Here is a 19,941-nt window from a genome sequence, read left to right on the forward strand (position 1 = left end):
TTTAGTGTCTATCTGGATTGCATTGGTTGTCGGTTTAGCGGGTCTGGTTGTTGCCGGGCTGCTGGCCAGGTTTGTCCTCCGGCAAGATGAGGGCATATCTAAAGTGAGGGAAATTGCCTCGGCCATCAGGGAAGGTGCCATGGCCTTTATCACCCGTGAATATACGGTTATGGCCATCTTCGTAGCGGCAGTGACTATCATACTGGCGTTGTTGCCTTCGCTGGGTTGGCCGGTATCGGTCTCGTTCCTGTTTGGGGCATTATGCTCCGGGCTTGCGGGTTTTATTGGCATGAGTATAGCCGTCAGGGCTAATGCGCGTACTACTACTGCCGCCAGTCACAGCCTTAATCAAGGCCTGAAATTTTCTTTCAGGGCCGGTTCGGTTATGGGCATGAGTGTGGTTGGTATCGGTATTATCGGCCTTTCAATAATGTACTTTGCCTTTGGCAGTAACGCAGATTTCCTGCAGATTCTGCCCGGATATGGTTTCGGGGCTTCATCTGTGGCTATCTTTGCCAGAGTGGGCGGCGGTATTTTTACCAAAGCGGCTGATACCGGGGCGGATATTGTGGGCAAAGTGGAAAAAGGTATCCCCGAAGATGACCCCCGCAATGCGGCGGTAGTGGCAGACTTTGTGGGTGATAACGTGGGTGATGTGGCCGGGATGGGGGCTGACCTTTTTGAATCTTATGTAGATTCCATTATAGCTACCATGGCTCTGGCTACTGTCGGGGCCTTCTCAATGAAACTGGGCTATTCGCTTGTCCCGTCTGAGGAAGCGGCTTTCTTCCTGCCCATGCTGGTTGCGGCCGGGGGTATACTGGCCTCGGTTATCGGTATCTTTTTGGTACGTACCGGGGAAAAACTCCAGATGAAGGCCTTGCTGGCAGCTTTGCGCAAGGGTACTCTGGCAGCCGCCTTTTTATCGGCTGTATTCTCTTTCCTGGCTGTCTGGTATCTTCAGGCAGATTTGGGTCTCTTTGTTGCCATTCTGGCCGGGCTGGCGGCGGGTGTATTTATCGGTGAAAGCACCAACTATTTTACTTCATATGTCTATAAACCCACTCTGGGTATAGCGGCATCCTGCCAGACGGGTGCGGCCACCAATATTATTTCCGGTTTTTCGGTGGGGCTGTTGAGTGTAGTCCCTCCGATAATTCTGGTGGTCGCCGCTATTGTCATTGCCTATACTTTCGGTGATGTTTACGGTGTAGCTCTGGCCGGTGTGGGTATGCTGGCTACTCTGGGTATTCAGGACGCTACCGATGCGTACGGCCCGGTAGCTGACAATGCCGGCGGTATAGCTGAAATGGCGGGTTTGCCCAAGGAAGTACGCGAACGGACGGATGCGCTTGATTCTCTGGGCAATACCACTGCCGCCATAGGCAAAGGGTTTGCCATAGGTTCCGCCGGGCTTACTTCACTGGCTCTTTTGCTTTCTTACACCCAGGCGGTTGGTATAACCGCTTCGCAGGTAAGCCTGCTGGATGTCAAGGTGCTGGCCGGGCTTTTGCTGGGTGTTATGATGCCGGCTGTTTTCTGTTCACTTACTTTAAAAGCAGTGGGTGTGACCAGTTTTTCCATTGTGAACGAAGTGCGGCGTCAGTTTAAAGAGATTGCCGGTATTATGGACGGCACTGCCAAGCCCGAATACGGCAAATGTGTAGATATCTGCACCCGTGACTCCATTAAGCAGATGATTTTACCCGGTATTATCACGGTAGTTTCACCGGTAATAGTCGGCTGGTTGCTTGGTTCGGTTGCCGTAGTAGGTTTCCTGGCCGGTATCATCCTGTGCGGGTTTATACTGGCAGTCACTTTTGCCAATGCCGGCGGTGCCTGGGACAACGCCAAGAAATGGGTTGAAACCGGGGCTTACGGCGGCAAAGGTTCGGACGCCCATAAAGCGGCAGTGGTGGGTGATACGGTGGGTGACCCCATGAAGGATACCGCCGGGCCGTCACTTAATATTATGATTAAGCTGGTTGCCATTATTGCCTTGGTTATGGCACCTATACTGGCTAATTTTAGCGGTATAATTTAAGGCTATATAAAGCTAAATAAACGGGTTGCCGGCCTTTTCCTTGCCAATGGTTGTTTCCCGGCCGTGTCCGGGGAAGACAATGGTTTCAGGGGGAAGGCTGAGCAGCCTGTTTATTATATTCTGCCGCAAGGCCTCGGTATCACTTTCCTCAAAATCTGACCGCCCTATGCCGGAGTTAAAAAGGGTATCCCCGCTGAACAAATAACCCGGCGTGTACAAACAGATACCGCCCGGTGTATGTCCAGGTATAGAAATAACCGAAAATCTGGTTTTGCCCAGTTCCAGTGTACTGCCTTCATCAAGCGGAATATCCGGCACAAGGTTTGGCAGCGCGGGCATTCCCAGGTAACTTACCAGCTCAATATTTTCACTTAAGCTGGCATCCGAAGGGTTAAAACAGAGTTTAGCTTCGGGGTAAAGTTTCCGGACATAATCCAGCCCGGCCAGGTGGTCAAGATGCCCATGCGTAAGTAAGATATATTTTACATTCAGCTGGTGCTCGGTCACTGTTTCGGGGATGGAGTTTGAGATAGCAGCCGGGTCAATTATAAGCCCCTCACGGCTTTCTTCGTCACCCAGTATATAGCAGTTTGTGCCCAGTAAACCTAAACGGAGTTTGCGGTTAAGCATGTTTGTATAAGCCTCAAGGATAATATTTTGGCACATTCTAGCACTAAAGCTGGTATCCGCCAAAATATTTTTGACTTATTTGCCCAAAGCTGATAACTTTTTATTCATGAGTATAGATAATCAGCCGAATCTGTCTGCCGCTTCATTCAGCTTCCGTCCGGCTTATTTCATGGCACCGCTGCTGGTGCTGGTTATGTCGCTTATCCTTACTGCTATTTATTTTGGCCGTTTGCCGGCAGAGGTAGCTTACCGCTTCAGTATTGACGGCGCACCGGTTACCTATATAAATGCCGGGCTGATAACCGGCATGCTGGTTGGGGTGCAGGTTTTAGTGGTACTTTTGGCTTTTGGCTTGGCGTTTTTCCTGCCGCGGCTCAGCTTTTTTAAAACCAACCAGACGGATTTCTGGGTGAAACCGGGAACTTTGCTTGGGTTTATGGGTAATATTATGGCCGTGCCCCAGCTGATACTGGCATATGCTTTGCTGGACGTATTTGTTTACAATGTTCATCAAATTCACCTGTTGCCCCTGTGGCTGTTTGCCATTATCCTTATTGTTATATCAGCCATTGTTATAGGGATTTTTGCCATTCCGGTATTTGTCAGGGCTTACAAAACTTTTAACGGCCCGAGTGCAAGCAAAAAGGAGTAATTGACCTTGTCTGAAAATGTTTCTCAGCCTGTTTCCATGGATAAAATAGTTTCTCTGGCCCGCCGCCGGGGCTTTATATTCCCCAGCAGTGAAATCTACGGCGGCCTGAATAGCTGCTGGGACTACGGCCCGCTGGGCGTAGAACTGAAGCGCAACGTTAAAGAAGCCTGGTGGCGTTATATGGTACGTGACCGGGATGACGTGGTTGGTTTGGATGCCAGTATCATCATGCACCCCCGTGTTTGGGAGGCCAGCGGTCATGTGGCCGGGTTTTCCGACCCCATGGTGGACTGCAAAAATTGTAAAATGCGCTGGCGCCCCACAGACCTTGCCGAACCCAAATGTCCGGCCTGCGGCGGTGAGCTTACCGAATCTCGCCAGTTTAACCTCATGTTTAAAACCTTTATGGGCCCGGTTGAAGAGGCGGCCAATATTGTTTATTTGCGGCCGGAAACCGCTCAGGGCATATTTGTAAATTTTGAAAACGTTTTAAATACCACCCGCAAAAAACTGCCCTTCGGTATTGCCCAAATAGGTAAATCGTTCCGCAACGAAATTACTACCGGTAACTTTATTTTCCGCTCACGCGAGTTTGAGCAGATGGAATTGGAGTACTTTGTAAAACCGGGTGCGGATGATGCCTGCTTGGAGGAATGGACTCAGTACCGCCTGAACTGGTATAAAAACCTGGGTATGAATCCTGAAAACCTCAGGCTTCGGGCTCACCGCTCTGACGAACTGGCTCATTATGCCAAGGGTTGTTATGACGTGGAATACAATTTCCCCATGGGCTGGAGTGAGCTTGAAGGTATAGCCAACAGGCGTGATTTTGACCTTACCCAGCACTCCAAATACAGCGGCAAGGCACTGGAGTATTTTGATGAAGAAACCAAAGAACACTTTATACCCTATGTAATAGAACCATCAGCCGGGGTTGAACGCTCTACTCTGGCTTTCCTGATTGATGCGTATGCCGAAGAGCCTGACAAGGACGAAATACGGACTGTTTTGCACCTGCACCCTGCACTTGCCCCGTACAAGATAGCCGTCTTGCCTCTTTCCAAGAAAGAAATACTGTCTGATTATGCCCGCAAGATTTATGCTGACCTTAGAAAATGCTGGATGGTAGCTTACGATGACTCACAGAGTATCGGCCGCCGTTACCGCCGTCAGGACGAAATAGGTACACCCTACTGTGTTACGTTGGATTTCCAGTCTCTGGAAGATGGCATGGTAACCATACGTGACAGGGACAGCATGGACCAAATACGGGTAAAAGTATCCGAACTTAGCTGCATTCTGGCTGCCAAACTTTCGGGTGAGCCGTTTAACAGCTGATTTGGAGGCGAAATTGAAAATCCTCCACTTTGCAGACCTTCACATAGGGGTGGAGAATTACGGCCGTTTTGACAGTGCAACCGGGCTTTCCTCCCGGCTGGCTGATTTCTTGGCTGCTTTTGACCGTTTGGTGGCTTATGCCATTGAGAACAAAGTGGATTTGGTGGTTTTCAGCGGTGATGCTTACAAAAGCCGTGACCCTTCCCAGACCCAGCAGCGGGAGTTCGCCCGCCGGATAAGTACCCTGGCAAATAACGGCATACAGGTGTTTCTGCTGGTGGGAAACCATGACCTGCCGAATGCCACCGGCAGGGCTACCACAACCGAAATATTTGATACGCTTAATATTGCCAATGTGCATGTTTCCGCCAAGGCGGAAGTGCGGCTGATAAATACCCGCAGCGGCCCTGTTCAGGTCGCCTCCCTGCCGTGGTTACGCCGTTCTTCTGTTCTTTCGGTCTCAAACCAGAAAGAAGAAAAAAGCCTGAGCATTGAGGAACTTAACCAGAGGGTGGAACATTATCTGTCCGGTATTATAGAAAATCTGGCCGGCCAGCTTGATAAAAATATTCCTGCCATTCTTTCCGCCCATCTTTCGGTCAATACCGCCAAACTGGGCTCAGAGCGGAATATCTCAATAGGTCACGAGCCCACAGTTATGTTAAGTAATATTGCCAACCCTGCTTTTGATTATATTGCTCTGGGGCATATCCATAAGCAGCAGGTATTGTCTTCTTCACCTCCGGTAGTGTATCCCGGCAGTCTGGAAAGGCTGGATTTCGGCGAAGAAAAGGACGATAAAGGTTTTTATCTGGTTGAGATAGACCCCCTCAGCCGCAAAACTGAATTTGAGTTTATAAAACTGGAAGGCCGCCGTTTTCTGACTATAGAGCATACTGTAACGGCAGACAGCCTTGACCCGACTCAGGAAGTAATAAATATATTACAATCACGTCAGCCGGAAATAAAAGATGCAATAGTCCGCCTGAAGCTGGAGCTGCCGGCAGAGATTGGCGGGCAGCTGCTGGATAATGATATACGGGAAGCTTTGTGTGAGGCCCATAACTTCACTGTTTCCAAAAATTTCACCCGCTCAAGCCGCCAAAGAGAGGGCGGTTTCAAAGCGGAGGGGCTTGACCCTGTTCAGGCTTTGGAACATTATTTGGATGCCAGGCAGACTTCGGCACAGGAGAAAAAGACTCTGCTGGAGTATGGCCGCAGGCTGTATACTGCACTGGATAGCAAACAGACAAAAGTTTAATACCCATTTAAAGGAATTTTAATGTCATATAATGCATCTTCAGGTACTCCGTTGGTGAAAGTTTTAGTGGAAGCCAGGCTTGGTTCACGCCGCAAAATGGCGGAGGCTATTAAACAGGGTCTGGTTACCCTGAACGGACAGAAAGCGGAATCTTACTCCCAGCCGGTAAATACCCAGAAGGATAAGGTAACCTTTGAGGGCAAACCTGTTGAACTTAGCCGTATCCGCCGTATATACCTTATGTTAAATAAGCCGCCTGAAATAGTCTCTACCACCAGTGATGAACTGGGTCGTAAAACTGTGATGGATTTGCTCCACCGCCGTTATGAAGGGGCAGGACTATTCCCTGTGGGCAGGCTGGATGAAGCTACTACAGGACTGCTATTGCTTACCAATGACGGTGAACTGACTAATCGCCTTACCCACCCCAGCTATGAAATAGAAAAAGAATACCTGATATCCATTGATGCCGCACTTACCCAGGCAGATAAAGAAAGCCTGGAAAAAGGCATGTTGCTGGATGACGGACTGACCTCACCTGCCCGCTTAAGCCGGGTTACAGACGAACCGCCGTATAACTATAAACTGATAATACACGAAGGTAAAAAACGGATAGTAAGGCGTATGTTTGCCCATTTGGGATACCAGATAAAGGCTCTGAAGCGCAGCCGTATAGCCACACTGCGTTTGGGCAAACTGGAAGAAGGCAAAACCCGTGAGCTTACTCCGGGAGAAATAGCCGCCCTAAAGCGTATTACCCGCCTTAAATAAGGGGTTTACGCCGCATGGTCATGCTGGGCGGAGGCAGGTTTTCCGGGCGGAGATTTAAGTTTTGGCGGCGCATCTGCCAGTCTTTAAATACCTTTAACCCCTGTTCATCATCCAGTACATTCCAATACCGGTAGTAATCTGATACGTAAAACTTGGGCATAAACCCGTCAGCTACGGTAATTACTTCGTCGGCTGCCTTTTCCACCAGTTTACGGGCAGTAGCTGAAGCAGCGGGTACGGCGGCGACTATTCTGGCCGGTTTTTTACGCCTTACAGATTCTATCGCCGCCAGCATGGTGTAACCTGAGGCGAGTCCGTCATCAATGATAATAGCTGTCCGCCCGTTCAGTATGGAAAGTGTGCGGTGTCCCCTGTACAGCAGGCTTCTCTGCTGTACTTCCGCCCGTACTTTGTTGACCGTATAATGTATCTGCTGTTCGGTCATCTTCAGGTAATTTACCACTTCGTGGTTAAGCATCACCGCCCCGTCGTCTGCCACTGCCCCAAAGCCTCCTTCCGGCCTTAACGGTATGGGCAGTTTACGGGAAATAATCATATCCATATCGGCATCCAGTGCCAAAGCCACCTGGGTAGCAATGGGTATACCGCCGTTAGGGATAGCCAGCACTATGGCAGATTTGTCCTTGTATTGGGTCAGTTTTTCAGCCAGCTGTCTGCCTGCATCAAATCGGTTTTCAAATATGGGCGATACCAGTGGTCTGTGCATCATGTCTCCTGCGGAATAAGTTTAAAAGCGTTTACATCTACCAGCCCCAGGTCTGTCAGGCGCAGTTTGGGTATAACAGGCAGGGCCATAAAGGATAAAGTGGCAAAGGGGGCGCTTAATTTACAGCCCAGTCCGGCTGCCTGTTTATTTATTTCTTCCAGTGCGTCTACCACTTTTTCAAGCGGCTGGGTGGAAAGCAGCCCGGCTACGGGCAATGGCACCGAAGCACTTATCTTCCCGTCCACCACCAGGGCAATGCCTCCGTTTATTCTTTCCAGTTCCTTTACGGCAGCATATATATCGGCATCATTTGTGCCTACGGCTACTACATTATGCGAATCATGGGCGACAGATGAAGCTATAGCCCCTTTTTTAATTCCAAATCCCTTTATCAGCCCCCGTCCTATATTGCCGCTTTGGCAGTGTCTTTCCAATACCACTATTTTTAGCAAATCCTGTTCAATATCTGGTGTGATAACCCCGTTTTCAGCGGGTATTTTCAGGTTTAGCCTGCGGGTTACAATCTGCCCGGGTATTACCTCTATGACAGGCATTTGGGTACTGCTGCCTTTAAGCGCCAGGTCTTTGATGTCAAAAGGTTTTATGTGCATACTGCTTAGAAGTGATTTGGGGACGTGGCTTTGGGGTTTAAATAATACCTGACCCTTTTCCGCTACCAGTTCCCCTTTGTGAAAGACCATATCTATATCCAGCTGATTTAGGTCTTGGCAGATTATCATGTTAGCCAGATATCCGGGTGCAATTGCCCCGTGACCATTCAGACGGAAATACTCGGCGGTGTTTATACTGGCCAGCTGGATAGCCCTTACGGGGTCAAGCCCCAGCTTTATGGCTTTGCGCACTACTGCGTCAATATCCCCGTCCTTTTGCAAATCAGCACAGCTTCGGTCATCTACCACAAAAATACAGCGCTTATAAGTTTTATCGGTTACCAGCGGCAGAAGCTCTGTCAGGTTTTTCTCCGAAGACCCTTCGCGTATCATTATGTACATGCCGCGGGCCAGTTTTTCTTTGGCCTCATCAAGGTGAATACACTCATGGTCAGAGTGTATCCCGGCGGAAATATAGGCATTTAAATCCTTGCCCGAAAGACCCGGAGCGTGGCCGTCCAGCACTTTACCCGAAGCGGCCTCAATCTTATCCAGTACCGAAGGGACAGCGAACAGTACCCCGGGAAAATTCATCATTTCTCCCAGTCCGGTTACGTTTGGAAGACGCAGCAGCTCGGTCACATCTTTAGAGTTTATTTCGGCTCCGGCAGTTTCCAGATGGGTGGCAGGTACGCAGGAAGGGACTTGTAAAAAAATGTTTAAAGGCAAATCAGCTGAAGCACTCAAGACATAATCAATGCCCTCTTTGCCGCAGACATTACTTATTTCGTGCAGGTCGGTTATCAGGGCGGACGTGCCATGGGCAACTACTGCTCGGGCGTATTGGGAAATATCCAGCATGGAGCTTTCCACATGGGTATGTCCGTTGATAAATCCGGGCAGAAGATACGCCCCTTTAAGGTCAATCACCCGGTTACCCAGTGTGTAGTCCCCGACACCGGCTATTTGGCCGCCAAACATAGCCACATTTGCCGGTTCTATTTCAGCGTTAAATACGTTTACTACTCTGGCATTTAAAAGCACCAAATCAGCTTTGGCTTCGCCTCTGGCAACTTTTATCAGCTGGCTAAGGTTTGTCTGCATCCGGTTGTTCCTCCAGAGCAAATATTTCAGGTAACTGGCGGTGGCATTCGCCCCTGTCCAGTCCGTAACCTACCAGAAATTTATCAGCTACTTCACAGCCCAGATAGTCTATTTCTACCGGGCAGATTCTGCGGCTGGGTTTACTGAGCAGGGCACACAGCTTTACCGAGTTTGCTTTACGCCTTTTCAGATACTTTAAAAGGTAAGAAATAGTTAACCCCGAATCAACAATATCTTCCACTACCAGTACGTCTTTGCCGGTAATATCCCGCTTAAGGGGGCGGGTCAGGCGTACTTTGCCGCTGCTTTGGGTATTTTGACCGTAACTGGCCAGCCCTACAAATTCCAGTTCAACAGGCATATTCAGGCGGCGAATCAGGTCAGCCATAAAAATAAATGACCCCTTTAGCACGCCTATTACCACCAGCGGTTTATCTTGGTAGCTGCGGTTGATTTCAGCGGACAAACGTTCAAGATAAACTTCAATATCAGCCCTGGGAATAAAAAGCGAAAGATTTATCCTGTTCATCATCTGGTTGTGATTATAGCCCCCAAAACTTCACCTGTCTAGAAAACCGGGGTTTTTCGGCCGCACTGACATCTATTATTACTGCCTAACCTTGCAGCCTGAAATACGTTATAGACACTGGTAGTCGAATTTGTTACGGGGAGGTGCGCAGCGGCTGGTGTTTTGACCTTTTCGGCTGGTTAAACTTTAGTTCCATAAATACAAAGTTTAAAGCTAAATGGTATGCTTCGGGGAAAAAGAGTGTTATAATTTGCCAACTAAAATTGATAGATAACGAGGATTTTATGAAGTGTCTTAATTGTTCCCGTGATTTTGATGATAGCCTGGTTGAATCCGGCTTGCTTTTCTGCCCTTTCTGCGGTGTCGGACAACCCCGGGGTTCGCAAAACCCCGATATAGATAATATGACCTTTTGTAGCTGCGGTCAGGGCATTGTGGGGAAGGTTAACTATTGCCCAAGCTGCGGCCAGATGTTAAACCCTGACGCTCCCCCTCTTGAGCGAACCGGCCGTCTTTATAAGAATACCACCCGCCGTGAGTCAGCCGAAAAGTTTTCACCGCCAGTACAGCCTGCTTCCGAAGATGACGAATATGAAAATGATGAAGAACTGGAATCAACTGCCAAGCCGCGGAATTACCGTGATGAAGATGATACTACCCCTGTCGCTAGACCTGCCCGGCAGGCTTATCCCTATTATGACCAGTACGAAGAACGTCCCCGCAGCCGCACCTCCCGCCGTTATGCTGCTGAAGATGATTATTACGAAGATGAAGAACCCCGCTACCGCACTCCCCGCCGCCCTGCCAAGGCTTACCGTGAGGAGCGCAGTTACCGTCCTAACCGCCGCAATGATGTAATGCCCCTTCTGGTGGTGCTCCTGATTGCTGCGGTGGCTGTGCTGGGCTATGGTGTTTATCTGCTCATCCAAAACTTTACAGGCAGTTAACCCATCTTCCTTAATCCAGCCTTAATATTGCTGCTGTATAGTTAGTGCACGTGCAGTTTAATTATGCCTTTTCACTGCAGACAGAGAAAGGAAACAGATGGTTATTCAAGTGCAAGACTTGGTAAAGGTCTACGGTCCAATCAGGGCGGTGGATGGTATCAGTTTTGAGGTCAAAAAAGGTGAGGTCTTCGGTATGCTGGGTCCGAACGGTGCCGGTAAGACTACCACAACCGAAATTATTGAGGGTCTGCGGGATGCGGATTCAGGCAGTGTCACGGTGATGGGTATGGATGTACGCAAACAGCGTGAACAGATTAAACAGCTTATCGGCATCCAGCTTCAGGCTCCGGCTCTTTTGCCGCTGTTAAATGTAGAAGAAATATTAAAACTTTTCACCTCTTTCTACCGTAATTCTCTGCCGGTTGATAAACTATTGGAAATGGTAGCGCTGACCGAAAGCCGCAAGGTGCTTTCTAAGAATCTCTCCGGCGGTCAGCAGCAGCGCTTATCGGTAGCTATGGCTATGGTCAATAACCCGGAGATTACCTTTCTGGACGAACCCACCACCGGGCTTGACCCTCAGGCCAGGCGGGGTTTGTGGTCGGTTATTGAAGAGCTGCGCGCACAGGGTAAAACAGTCTTCCTCACCACCCATTATATGGACGAGGCTGAACGGCTTTGTGACCGGATTGCGGTAGTAGACCATGGCAAGATTATTGCTTTGGATACACCTAAAAAACTTATCTCAAGCAACTTTAAAGAAAGCGCCATTGAGTTTGAAATGGAACCTGTGCCCTCCGGTGAACTTCTGGGGTCTTTTCCGTGTGTGACCAGTGCTTCAGTAGAAGGTTTTGAGGTTATTTTATATTCGGCTGATGTCCCTAAAACTATGGGCGCCATACTGGATTATGCGGATAAAAACAAGGGTAATACCGAACTGCGTAATCTGCATGTCCGCCAGGCTACCCTGGAAGACGTATTCTTGAAACTGACCGGCAGGAAGATAAGAGAATGAATTCATTTTTAAATATGCTAAATGCCAATTTCAAGCAATTTCTTCGGGACAAGACCGCTTTGTTTTTTACCCTGGCTTTCCCGGTACTCTTTATCATTATGTTCGGGCTGGTTTTCAGCGGTACAGACAAGATTAATTATGATGTTGCCCTGGTAAACGAAGACGATTCGCAGATAAGTCAGGGTATAGTTCAGGCTTTCAGTCAGGTAAGCATATTTTCCGTGCAAGATAACCCGCGGGATGACAGTCTGCAGCTTCTTACAGACGGTAAGCTCAAGGCAGTTATAATACTGCCGGAGGGTTTGGGGCAGGCGGCTCTGTCCGGGCAGACTACCGAGGTGCAGGTCTATTATGACGGCTCTCAAACCAGCGTAAACCAGATTATTTTGCCGGTGGTCAAAGAGATACTTCAGAGTATAAACCGTGAGATAACCCAGACGCCTGTTTTGTTTGAGATAAGCGAAGAGACTATCCAAACCAAAGATATGAGCATGATGAGTTTCTTTATCCCCGGTGTGCTGGCCATGTCTATCATGTTCCTGGGAATTTATTCGGCCATGCCGCTTATTCAGCAGCGGGAAAAGAAGATTTTGAAGCGGCTGGGGGCTTCCCCCATTTCCCGCTCCACTATTATATTCAGCCAGGTAGTGCTCAGGCTGGGGCTGGCAGTGCTTCAGACCGTTATCATTATAGTCATCGGGCAGCTTATGTTCGGCGTGGAGATTTTAGGCAACTGGTGGCTGCTGTTAGGGCTGGTGATGCTGGGAACGCTGTCATTTATCAGTCTGGGTTTTCTGGTGGCTTCACTGGCCAAGACCGAAGAGGGTGCTATGCCCATTGTGCAGCTTATCCAGTTCCCCATGATGTTCCTTTCCGGCATTTTCTTTCCGCTGGAATATATGCCGGATTTCATGCGCCCGGTGGTGAATGCTTTACCGCTGACCTATTTGGGTGATGCCTTCAGACAGGTAATGGTGGACGGAGCTCCCGCTTTCCCGCTGGGGGTTGATTTGCTGGTAGTCACAGGCTGGCTGGTGGTATGTATGGCTATCTCGGTCCGCTTTTTCCGCTGGGAATGACCAGTTTTTGCGAATAATAAAACTAAAGGCCGGGAATTAAACCCGGCCTTTGTTATTTATGGGTAATTTTGGGGGTTTTTTATAAAACCAGCATGGCATCACCAAAGCTGTAAAAGCGGTAATGCTCATTTATAGCCTTTTCATAGGCTTTCTGAAGTAACGGCCAGCCGGCAAAGGCCGCTGTCAGCATAAGGGGGGTGGAACGGGGCAGATGGAAATTGGTAATAAAACAGTCAGCCACTTTAAATTTATATCCCGGCAAGATAAACAAATCCGCCCAGCCGGAATAAGGTTTGATAAGGCTGGTCTGGCTCAGGCTGGAAGCCTGTTCCACCAGTCTGGTGGCCGAAGTACCCACACAAAATACCCGTTTACCGTTTGCTTTGGCCTGGCAGATAGCCGCGGCAGTTTCCTCACTTAATATTCCGTATTCCCGGTGGATTATATGGTCACTGGGGTCGTCTTCTTTGACCGGGCGGAAGGTATCCAGCCCTATGTGCAGGGTTACGTAGGTACAAATTACACCCATATCCCCAAGGCGTTCTAACAGCTCCGGGGTGAAATGAAGCCCGGCAGTTGGGGCGGCAACACTGCCGTTAGTCAGGGCGTAAACTGTCTGGTAGCGTTCCGGGTCTGAAACAGGCGTGTGTATATAAGGCGGCAAAGGCACTTCGCCCAGTTTCATGAGCAGGGTTTCATCTGAAAAACGCAAAAGTTTGATGCCGTCTTCTTTATCTGCCAGCACTTCGGCTTGAATATGTATCTGTCCGTCTTGCTTCCGGATATCAATAACAGTGCCGGTTTTGGTGCGTTTCCCCGGTTTTAACAGGGCTTCCCAGCAACCGTTGCCGTCACTTTTCAGCAGGAGTATTTCAATTTTGGCTGAAGTATCCCGCTTAATGCCTTTTATACGGGCGGGCAGCACCCGGCTGTTATTCATTACCAGTACGTCTCCCGGCTGAAAATAACCGGTTATGTCTCTGAAAATACAGCTCTTTAGCTCCCCGCTCTGGCGGTTTAAGACCAGCAAACGTGAGCTGTCACGGGGTTCGGCGGGTTTCTGGGCAATGTATTCCTGCGGCAGGTTATAATCAAAATCGCTGGTTTTCACAAATCCTCAAACAAATATACAGAGTGATAGTCAATTTTTAGTCACTGTAAGTATATCCGTGAGAAGTTTTTTAAGCAATTTTGGTAATTCCGGCTGTTATCCTGGTAATGACGGCGGTTAGTTTGCCCGGTTTTTGAGGGTATGCTAAACTCATCTTTGTTATGAAAATACTTGTGAGCAATGATGACGGTATTTATTCATCAGGCCTGTGGGCACTGGTGAAAAGGCTCAAAGAAGTTGGTGAAGTAGTGGTGGTAGCCCCTGACCGTGAACAAAGTGCTACCGGTACCCAGGTAACCCTGCGCCAGCCCCTCCGGGTGCAGAAAACCCACCCGCTTATTCCGGGCATAGAGACTTATTCGGTAGAAGGCAGCCCCTGTGATTGTGTAATAATGGGTTTAGCCAAGCTGATAACCGAACCGGTGGATTTGGTGGTATCAGGCATAAACCATGGCCTGAATCTGGGTGATGATGTGCTTATTTCGGGGACAGTGGGTGCCGCCCTGCAGGGATACCTGCGTAACATACCCTCAATAGCCATCTCAATACCCGTCACGGCGGAAGAGCCCGAAAATCTGGATAGTGCCGCCTGTATTACAGCGGAGATAGCACGCCGGATACAGAGCGGGCATATCAGTAAAAATTCTTTTCTAAATATAAATACCCCTGACCTGCCGCTTTGCCGGATTAATGAGTTACGGGTTACCCCGCTTGCCCATAAAACCCATATAGAAACAGTGGAAGAAGGGCATGATGGCCGGAAGCGTTATTTCTGGCTCAGGCGCCGCCAGCTAAGCCCGGCAGACAATAACGAAACGGATATCTGGGCGGTGGAAAACGGTCTAATCTCTATAAGTGCCCTTCATGAAAGACTTTTCCAACAGCCGCCCTTTATGCTTGAAGATACTGAAACTGCCGGCATACTGGCTTCAGCCAGAGCCCTTCAGGATATAATCTAGTAGTAAATAACCGCCCCGGATAGTCTTAGCCTGATTTTTTAAGTCACTGCCAGATACAAAAACCGGTTTTTGGCTTGACCGGATATGTCATGTGGTATATCATTTTAGGGTATCAATATAATGTCTTGAGGTATTGAGATGAGCAACTCTACAAATGGCAAATTTCTAAGGGGGATAATGCTCTCTTCGCCTGTGCTGGTTATTGCCGCAGTGAGCGTAATATTCTCGATTTCAGTTGCTTTGGAAGGCAAAATAGATTCTTCACCTACCGGAAGTACCAGTAACAATACCCAGCAGGTAGATAATAATGAACCTGCTGATAATACTCCATCTGGTGAGCCGATTATTATACTGGTAGCTGCCGAAACTTTGTATTCACAGTTTATCAGTCCCGGTGAAATCAACCCTGAGCAGTATTATACCAATAAAACTATCAAAGTCAGAGGGAAAATAGCCGACTTTGTTTATGGTTCGGCACCTAACAGTTGCTGGATATCCTTGAAAACTGATTTGGATAACGGGGCAAATATAATTTGCTACTTCGGTAATTATGTAATCAAACCGGGAGCTGATATTGAAATCGGCATGGAGATTGCAATTACCGGTACATGTATGGGTATGACCAACGGGAAAATCACTTTCGTTGGTTCATCTACGGAGGACATTGAGTTTATACCCTACGACCAGAATATAGAGGCCTAAATACGGGTTATATGCCACCGACCTTAACCGGCGGTGAGCTTTCGGGTGCTTTAAATTAAATATCTCCCCGCTTGGATCGGAAAACGGCCGAGACGGTAAATAAAAAGATTTTTTTAGATGCCTTCTTCGATCTTTCGGGGAGGGCATCTATCATTATCAGGGGGTAACAGGTGCAGACGCTGGGTTTTATAGGGGCAGGCACAGTGGGGAGTGCATTAGCTGTGGGGCTAGCCGGTAAAGGATATCCCGTTTCCGGCATTGCCAGCCGCACGTCTCAGTCTGCAAACAGGCTTTGCCGGAAAATCCCTTCGGCACAAATCTGCCTTAATCCGCAGGGAGTGGCTGACACCGCTGATATTATATTTATTACCACCCCGGACGACGCTATTGCCGAAGTCTGCCGCAGTATCAGCTGGCATCTCGGCCAATATGTAATTCACTGCTCAGGGGCTTATTCGGCTGATTTGTTGCAGTCCGCTAAAGATTTCGGTGCTTATACAGGGGTACTGCACCCTCTCCAGAGTTTCAGTTTGCAGACAGACCCGGTAAAAAACCTTAGGGGTATTACCTATGCGCTGGAGGGTGATGACCAGACTTTGCCTGTGCTTAAAGATATGGTAAAAGTGCTTGGCGGAGAGTGGATAATCCTTAAACCCTCAGATAAGCTAAGTTATCATCTGGCAGCAGTTATGGCTTCCAACTATCTGGTTACCCTTATAAAAATGGCTGCCGGGCTCTGGCAGACTTTTGGGGTCCCCGAAGATAAAGCCGTAAAAGCCCTTATGCCGCTGGTACGGGGCACCCTTTCAAATATAGAAAAAGCAGGTATAACTAGTGCTCTATCCGGGCCTATAGCCAGGGGGGATTACGGGACTGTTTTAAAACATCTGGCAAGTCTTGAAAATACTGCCCCGGAGTTACTGCCTGTTTATAAAGAACTGGGCAGGCAAACTGTTAAAATAGCGCTTGATAAGGAAAACCCCAATCTGGCTGGCATAGAAAAAGTATCCGCGATACTGGCAAATTAAGGAGACATATACAGTGAGAATCATGCTCAAAAGCAAAATCCACCGGGCTACCATTACCGATGCCTGCATAGACTATGAAGGCAGTATTACCATTGATAAAAACCTTATGCAGGCAGCCAACTTGCTGCCCTACGAACAGGTTCATGTGGTAAATGTAAATAACGGAACGCGGCTGGAGACCTATGTTATAGAGGGCCCGGCTGGCAGCGGGCAGATATGTTTAAACGGGGCAGCTGCCCGTATGGGAATGAAGGGGGATAAAGTAATTATACTGGGCTACAGCCTGATTACCGAAGAAGATACCCTTACCCACCAGCCGAATCTGGTATATGTAGACAGTCTTAACCGCATAACCAAAGTTAAAAACGGGATTGCCAGCCGGAATTTAGAGGTATAAATATGCGTACCACCATCAGCCAGCTAAAGGAAATGAAACAGAATAAGCAGAAGATAGCCATGCTGACTGCATATGACTATCCCACCGCCCAGATATTGGATAAAGCCGGTATACCGGCCATACTGGTGGGAGACAGTTTGGGTATGGTGGTGCTTGGATATGATTCCACCGTAAGCGTTACCATGGAAGATATGCTGCACCATCTGAAAGCTGTAGTCAGGGGCAGTCAAAAGGCCATGGTCATAGCAGATATGCCTTTTATGACCTATCACCTAAGCCCGGAACAGGCACTCCTGAACGCAGGGCGTTTTATGCAGGAAGGCGGCGCTCAGGCTGTTAAACTGGAGGGCGGGGTAAATGTGGCTGACAAGGTTAAACGTATAGTTGACTGCGGCATTCCCGTTATGGGGCATATAGGGCTGACTCCCCAGTCTGTTAACCAGTTAAGCGGGTTTAAAGTCCAGGGGAAAACTCTGACAGCTGCTTTAGCCCTGCTAGAGGATGCCAGGGCTCTGGAAAAAGCCGGGGCTTTTGCTATAGTGCTGGAAACTATGCCGGCTGAGCTGGCGGCTATGATTACCGCTGCCGTTTCCATACCTACCATAGGCATAGGGGCAGGTGAAAGTTGTGACGGCCAGGTGCAGGTGGTATCCGATATGCTGGGTATGTTTACTGATTTTGTACCTAAACATACTAAAAAATATGCTGATTTAAATAGTATTATCTCAAAAGCTGTATCCGAATATGTCACTGAGGTTGCAAAAGGTGAATTCCCCACTTTGAAAGAAAGCTTCACCCTTGATAAAAAGGTATTGGAGGAACTGAAAAAGTGCGTATCATCAGAACAGTAGCCGAGATGCAAAAACTGCACCGTGAAATTTGCGGGCCGGTTGGCCTGGTGCCGACTATGGGCTATCTGCACGAAGGGCATTTATCCCTGATTAGAGCCTCTAAAAAACAGGATCTAAATACGGTCGCCAGTATCTTTGTTAATCCAACCCAGTTCGGGCCGCATGAGGATTTTAAAAAGTACCCCCGTGACGAAAAACGGGATATGGCCATGCTGGAAAATGCCGGTGTGGATTATGTCTTTGCCCCGCCTGTTGAGGAAATGTATCCACCCGGCTTTGATTCATGGGTAGAGCCGGGTGTTTTGCAGGAACGTTTGGAAGGGGCTGTCCGTCCGGGGCATTTCCGCGGGGTATGCACTGTTGTAGCTAAACTTTTTACGATAATCCGCCCTGACAGAGCCTATTTCGGGCAGAAAGATTACCAGCAGTACCTCATAATAAAAAAAATGGCCTCAGACCTTAATCTGGACGTATCAGTGGAAATGCTGCCCATAATACGTGAGAGTGACGGTCTGGCACTAAGCAGCCGCAACACCTATCTTTCTACTTTAGAGCGTAAGGCGGCTTTGGTGCTTTACCGTTCCCTGCTCACAGCCAAAAGCTTGTTTGCTGCAAAAGAGTACAGTGCAGATGCCATACGAAGAAAAATGACTGAGGAAATACAGCGCGAATCCCTGGCGGAAATAGATTATGTCAGTTTGTCAGACAAGGATACCATTTGTGAGGCGGATAAAGTATCTGCCCAAACTATTGCTCTGGTAGCTGCCAGATTCGGCAAAACCCGTCTGATAGACAATATGTTTTTAGCCTAAGCTGCCCCCGCAGGTTTTTTCTTTGGCGGTTCTTTGATAAATACCAGCAAACCGATAATGGCAAGCAAGGCCAGTGCCGCCCCGAAGTAAAAGGGCGCTGCCGAACCTATACTATCCCACAGAATACCCGCAATAAGGCTGGCTGGCAGCAAAGTCAGCCCGACTACACCCTGATACAAGCCATAGGCAGTACCCCGCTTATCCGGTGGTATCATATCTGCCACAAAGGCTTTGGCTACCCCTTCTACAATCCCGTAGTATAGCCCGTAACAGCCAAACAGTATCCAGATACCAATCTGGCTTTGGGTAACGGCAAAACCCAGATACACCAGGGCGTAAAACAGCCAGCCCATGGCTATTACTCTTCTGCGCCCTATTCTGTCTGAAAGCAGCCCGGCCGGCAGTGAAATCAGGGTATAGGTCAGGTTAAAAACTACCAGCATCAGGCTGATTGCCAGTACCGAAACCCCCATATCCTGTGCCCGCAGAATAACAAAATAATCACTGGAATTCCCCAGCGTAAATAAAAACATAACCAAAAGAAAAAGTTTGAAGCGGCTGTCCATACCGGAAAACAAAGTGCGAAAATTAAAATGAGGTTTCATATCCGCTTGGGCGGTATTTTGGGGGCGGCGTTTTTCCTTTACAAATACCGCCAGTACCAGCACTGCCAAAAAAGCCGGAATTATGCCCCACCATACCAGTGTAGTATATGTTTCCGGTTTGAGTGTCAGGCTGCCGCTTTGGGCAAAATATATGACTACTGCCGCAATACCCAGACCCAGTGTCGCCCCCAGACTGTCCATTGCTTTATGTAAACCAAAACTGCGCCCTCGTTCATACACTTCAACCGAATTGGCAATCAAGGCGTCTCTGGGTGAAGATCTGACCCCTTTGCCCACTCTATCTGCAAAACGGACACCGGTTACTACTCCCCAGCTGTTTGCCAGAAGCATAAACGGCTTTGAAAGTGCAGAAAATCCGTAACCGAATAGTGCTAGGCTTTTACAGCGGTTAATCTTGTCACTAAGATACCCGCTCAAGATTTTAAAAATAGCTTCGGTAGAATCTGAAAGCCCGCCCACAAAGCCGATTACGGTGGTAGTCGCTCCCAGTACGTTAGCTAGAAACAGCGGCACCAGGGTAAAAATAATCTCACTGGAGATATCGGTCAGGAAGCTTACTATCCCCAGAAAAAATACGTTGGGTGCAAACCCCATAATCCTTTTTTCGGAAGCGGCAGGTTTCATTTCTTGCTTCATTTTCCAGTTACCTTAATTCGCCCCTGCTGGATATGTTTGCACCACTCATTAAGCCTCTCAGGGCTTTAGACGGCGGTTTGGGCGTCTCCCTGCCCTATCCGGCTAGAGCTT

Annotated in this window: 20 protein-coding genes; 14 read left to right on the top strand and 6 right to left on the bottom strand. The window is 48.6% G+C overall.

Annotation, left to right across the window (positions count from 1 at the left end; translation table 11 throughout):
- Nucleotides 1-4 precede the first annotated feature (4 nt).
- Nucleotides 5-2,044, top strand: coding sequence for a sodium-translocating pyrophosphatase (locus ACE6F3_RS06210; protein ID WP_279115810.1), 2,040 nt, complete (start codon nucleotides 5-7; stop codon nucleotides 2,042-2,044).
- Nucleotides 2,045-2,056: 12 nt separating this feature from the next.
- On the opposite strand, the gene ACE6F3_RS06215 is transcribed toward ACE6F3_RS06210, so the two are convergent.
- On the bottom strand, nucleotides 2,057-2,674 hold the full coding sequence (locus tag ACE6F3_RS06215; protein WP_279115808.1) for an MBL fold metallo-hydrolase: 618 nt from the start codon (nucleotides 2,672-2,674) through the stop codon (nucleotides 2,057-2,059).
- A gap of 106 nt (nucleotides 2,675-2,780) precedes the next feature.
- Between ACE6F3_RS06215 and ACE6F3_RS06220 the strand changes: the two genes are divergently transcribed.
- From ACE6F3_RS06220 to ACE6F3_RS06235, 4 genes are read left to right on the top strand one after another with little or no spacing between them, the layout of a single operon-like run.
- On the top strand, nucleotides 2,781-3,326 hold the full coding sequence (locus ACE6F3_RS06220) for a hypothetical protein (protein WP_279115806.1): 546 nt from the start codon (nucleotides 2,781-2,783) through the stop codon (nucleotides 3,324-3,326).
- Between the two features lie 36 nt (nucleotides 3,327-3,362).
- Nucleotides 3,363-4,664 (top strand): glycine--tRNA ligase, encoded by a 1,302-nt coding sequence (locus ACE6F3_RS06225; RefSeq protein ID WP_353913034.1) that lies wholly within the window; start codon nucleotides 3,363-3,365, stop codon nucleotides 4,662-4,664.
- A 13-nt stretch (nucleotides 4,665-4,677) separates the two neighbouring features.
- A complete protein-coding gene (locus ACE6F3_RS06230) occupies nucleotides 4,678-5,925 on the top strand; it encodes an exonuclease SbcCD subunit D (protein ID WP_279115804.1) in 1,248 nt (415 codons plus the stop codon).
- 54 nt (nucleotides 5,926-5,979) lie between these two features.
- The gene (locus ACE6F3_RS06235) at nucleotides 5,980-6,696 is read left to right on the top strand and encodes a pseudouridine synthase (protein WP_279115802.1); all 717 of its coding nucleotides are present in this window, start codon (nucleotides 5,980-5,982) and stop codon (nucleotides 6,694-6,696) included.
- Here ACE6F3_RS06235 and ACE6F3_RS06240 read toward each other — a convergent pair.
- From ACE6F3_RS06240 to hpt, 3 genes are read right to left on the bottom strand one after another with little or no spacing between them, the layout of a single operon-like run.
- Nucleotides 6,689-7,426 (bottom strand): phosphoribosyltransferase, encoded by a 738-nt coding sequence (locus ACE6F3_RS06240; RefSeq protein ID WP_231935588.1) that lies wholly within the window; start codon nucleotides 7,424-7,426, stop codon nucleotides 6,689-6,691. The two genes, ACE6F3_RS06235 and ACE6F3_RS06240, sit on opposite strands and share 8 nt — an antisense overlap.
- Nucleotides 7,423-9,138: an adenine deaminase gene (ade, locus tag ACE6F3_RS06245; RefSeq protein WP_279115799.1), complete on the bottom strand. Its 1,716-nt coding sequence runs from the start codon at nucleotides 9,136-9,138 to the stop codon at nucleotides 7,423-7,425. The genes ACE6F3_RS06240 and ade overlap by 4 nt, the downstream gene beginning before the upstream one ends.
- Nucleotides 9,122-9,670, bottom strand: coding sequence for a hypoxanthine phosphoribosyltransferase (gene hpt / locus ACE6F3_RS06250; RefSeq protein ID WP_279115797.1), 549 nt, complete (start codon nucleotides 9,668-9,670; stop codon nucleotides 9,122-9,124). Before hpt ends, ade begins: the two co-directional genes overlap by 17 nt.
- 281 nt (nucleotides 9,671-9,951) lie before the next feature.
- On the opposite strand from hpt, the gene ACE6F3_RS06255 reads away from it, so the two are divergent.
- The 3 genes from ACE6F3_RS06255 to ACE6F3_RS06265 all read left to right on the top strand — a co-directional run bounded on the left by ACE6F3_RS06255 (nucleotide 9,952) and on the right by ACE6F3_RS06265 (nucleotide 12,708).
- A complete protein-coding gene (locus ACE6F3_RS06255; protein ID WP_279115795.1) occupies nucleotides 9,952-10,614 on the top strand; it encodes an ABC transporter substrate-binding protein in 663 nt (220 codons plus the stop codon).
- A 97-nt stretch (nucleotides 10,615-10,711) separates the two neighbouring features.
- Nucleotides 10,712-11,629 (top strand): ABC transporter ATP-binding protein, encoded by a 918-nt coding sequence (locus ACE6F3_RS06260; protein WP_010936527.1) that lies wholly within the window; start codon nucleotides 10,712-10,714, stop codon nucleotides 11,627-11,629.
- A complete protein-coding gene (locus ACE6F3_RS06265) occupies nucleotides 11,626-12,708 on the top strand; it encodes an ABC transporter permease (protein WP_279115794.1) in 1,083 nt (360 codons plus the stop codon). The genes ACE6F3_RS06260 and ACE6F3_RS06265 overlap by 4 nt, the downstream gene beginning before the upstream one ends.
- A gap of 79 nt (nucleotides 12,709-12,787) precedes the next feature.
- Here ACE6F3_RS06265 and queA read toward each other — a convergent pair whose 3' ends face one another.
- The gene (gene queA / locus ACE6F3_RS06270; RefSeq protein WP_279115793.1) at nucleotides 12,788-13,819 is read right to left on the bottom strand and encodes a tRNA preQ1(34) S-adenosylmethionine ribosyltransferase-isomerase QueA; all 1,032 of its coding nucleotides are present in this window, start codon (nucleotides 13,817-13,819) and stop codon (nucleotides 12,788-12,790) included.
- A 161-nt stretch (nucleotides 13,820-13,980) separates the two neighbouring features.
- On the opposite strand from queA, the gene surE reads away from it, so the two are divergent.
- From surE to panC, 6 genes are all read left to right on the top strand, one after another.
- Nucleotides 13,981-14,778, top strand: coding sequence for a 5'/3'-nucleotidase SurE (gene surE / locus ACE6F3_RS06275; protein WP_279115791.1), 798 nt, complete (start codon nucleotides 13,981-13,983; stop codon nucleotides 14,776-14,778).
- Nucleotides 14,779-14,916: 138 nt separating this feature from the next.
- Nucleotides 14,917-15,480 carry a hypothetical protein gene (locus ACE6F3_RS06280; RefSeq protein WP_279115789.1) on the top strand — a complete coding sequence of 188 codons (564 nt, stop codon included), beginning with the start codon at nucleotides 14,917-14,919 and terminating at the stop codon, nucleotides 15,478-15,480.
- 170 nt (nucleotides 15,481-15,650) lie between these two features.
- On the top strand, nucleotides 15,651-16,508 hold the full coding sequence (locus ACE6F3_RS06285; RefSeq protein WP_279115787.1) for a Rossmann-like and DUF2520 domain-containing protein: 858 nt from the start codon (nucleotides 15,651-15,653) through the stop codon (nucleotides 16,506-16,508).
- Between the two features lie 22 nt (nucleotides 16,509-16,530).
- Nucleotides 16,531-16,905 carry an aspartate 1-decarboxylase gene (panD, locus tag ACE6F3_RS06290; RefSeq protein WP_279116071.1) on the top strand — a complete coding sequence of 125 codons (375 nt, stop codon included), beginning with the start codon at nucleotides 16,531-16,533 and terminating at the stop codon, nucleotides 16,903-16,905.
- A gap of 2 nt (nucleotides 16,906-16,907) precedes the next feature.
- Nucleotides 16,908-17,756: a 3-methyl-2-oxobutanoate hydroxymethyltransferase gene (gene panB / locus ACE6F3_RS06295; protein WP_279115786.1), complete on the top strand. Its 849-nt coding sequence runs from the start codon at nucleotides 16,908-16,910 to the stop codon at nucleotides 17,754-17,756.
- On the top strand, nucleotides 17,735-18,568 hold the full coding sequence (gene panC, locus ACE6F3_RS06300; protein ID WP_279115776.1) for a pantoate--beta-alanine ligase: 834 nt from the start codon (nucleotides 17,735-17,737) through the stop codon (nucleotides 18,566-18,568). Before panB ends, panC begins: the two co-directional genes overlap by 22 nt.
- Here the strand turns inward: panC and ACE6F3_RS06305 are convergent.
- Entirely contained in the window at nucleotides 18,565-19,830 is a 1,266-nt protein-coding gene (locus ACE6F3_RS06305) for an MFS transporter (protein ID WP_392654707.1), read from the bottom strand. The genes panC and ACE6F3_RS06305 overlap by 4 nt on opposite strands.
- Between the last annotated feature and the right edge of the window lie 111 nt (nucleotides 19,831-19,941).

This window comes from Dehalococcoides sp. THU4 (assembly GCF_043231265.1).
GTDB lineage: Bacteria > Chloroflexota > Dehalococcoidia > Dehalococcoidales > Dehalococcoidaceae > Dehalococcoides > Dehalococcoides mccartyi.

Coding starts and splice junctions, on each gene's coding strand:
- panD (WP_279116071.1), top strand. CDS start 16,531: ATGCTCAAAAGCAAAATCCACCGGGCTACCATTACCGATGCCTGCATA.
- ACE6F3_RS06265 (WP_279115794.1), top strand. CDS start 11,626: ATGAATTCATTTTTAAATATGCTAAATGCCAATTTCAAGCAATTTCTT.
- ACE6F3_RS06220 (WP_279115806.1), top strand. CDS start 2,781: ATGAGTATAGATAATCAGCCGAATCTGTCTGCCGCTTCATTCAGCTTC.
- hpt (WP_279115797.1), bottom strand. CDS start 9,670: ATGATGAACAGGATAAATCTTTCGCTTTTTATTCCCAGGGCTGATATT.
- ACE6F3_RS06305 (WP_392654707.1), bottom strand. CDS start 19,830: ATGAAGCAAGAAATGAAACCTGCCGCTTCCGAAAAAAGGATTATGGGG.
- ACE6F3_RS06215 (WP_279115808.1), bottom strand. CDS start 2,674: ATGCTTAACCGCAAACTCCGTTTAGGTTTACTGGGCACAAACTGCTAT.
- ACE6F3_RS06260 (WP_010936527.1), top strand. CDS start 10,712: ATGGTTATTCAAGTGCAAGACTTGGTAAAGGTCTACGGTCCAATCAGG.
- ACE6F3_RS06255 (WP_279115795.1), top strand. CDS start 9,952: ATGAAGTGTCTTAATTGTTCCCGTGATTTTGATGATAGCCTGGTTGAA.
- surE (WP_279115791.1), top strand. CDS start 13,981: ATGAAAATACTTGTGAGCAATGATGACGGTATTTATTCATCAGGCCTG.
- ACE6F3_RS06225 (WP_353913034.1), top strand. CDS start 3,363: ATGGATAAAATAGTTTCTCTGGCCCGCCGCCGGGGCTTTATATTCCCC.
- ACE6F3_RS06240 (WP_231935588.1), bottom strand. CDS start 7,426: ATGATGCACAGACCACTGGTATCGCCCATATTTGAAAACCGATTTGAT.
- ACE6F3_RS06280 (WP_279115789.1), top strand. CDS start 14,917: ATGAGCAACTCTACAAATGGCAAATTTCTAAGGGGGATAATGCTCTCT.
- panB (WP_279115786.1), top strand. CDS start 16,908: ATGCGTACCACCATCAGCCAGCTAAAGGAAATGAAACAGAATAAGCAG.
- ade (WP_279115799.1), bottom strand. CDS start 9,138: ATGCAGACAAACCTTAGCCAGCTGATAAAAGTTGCCAGAGGCGAAGCC.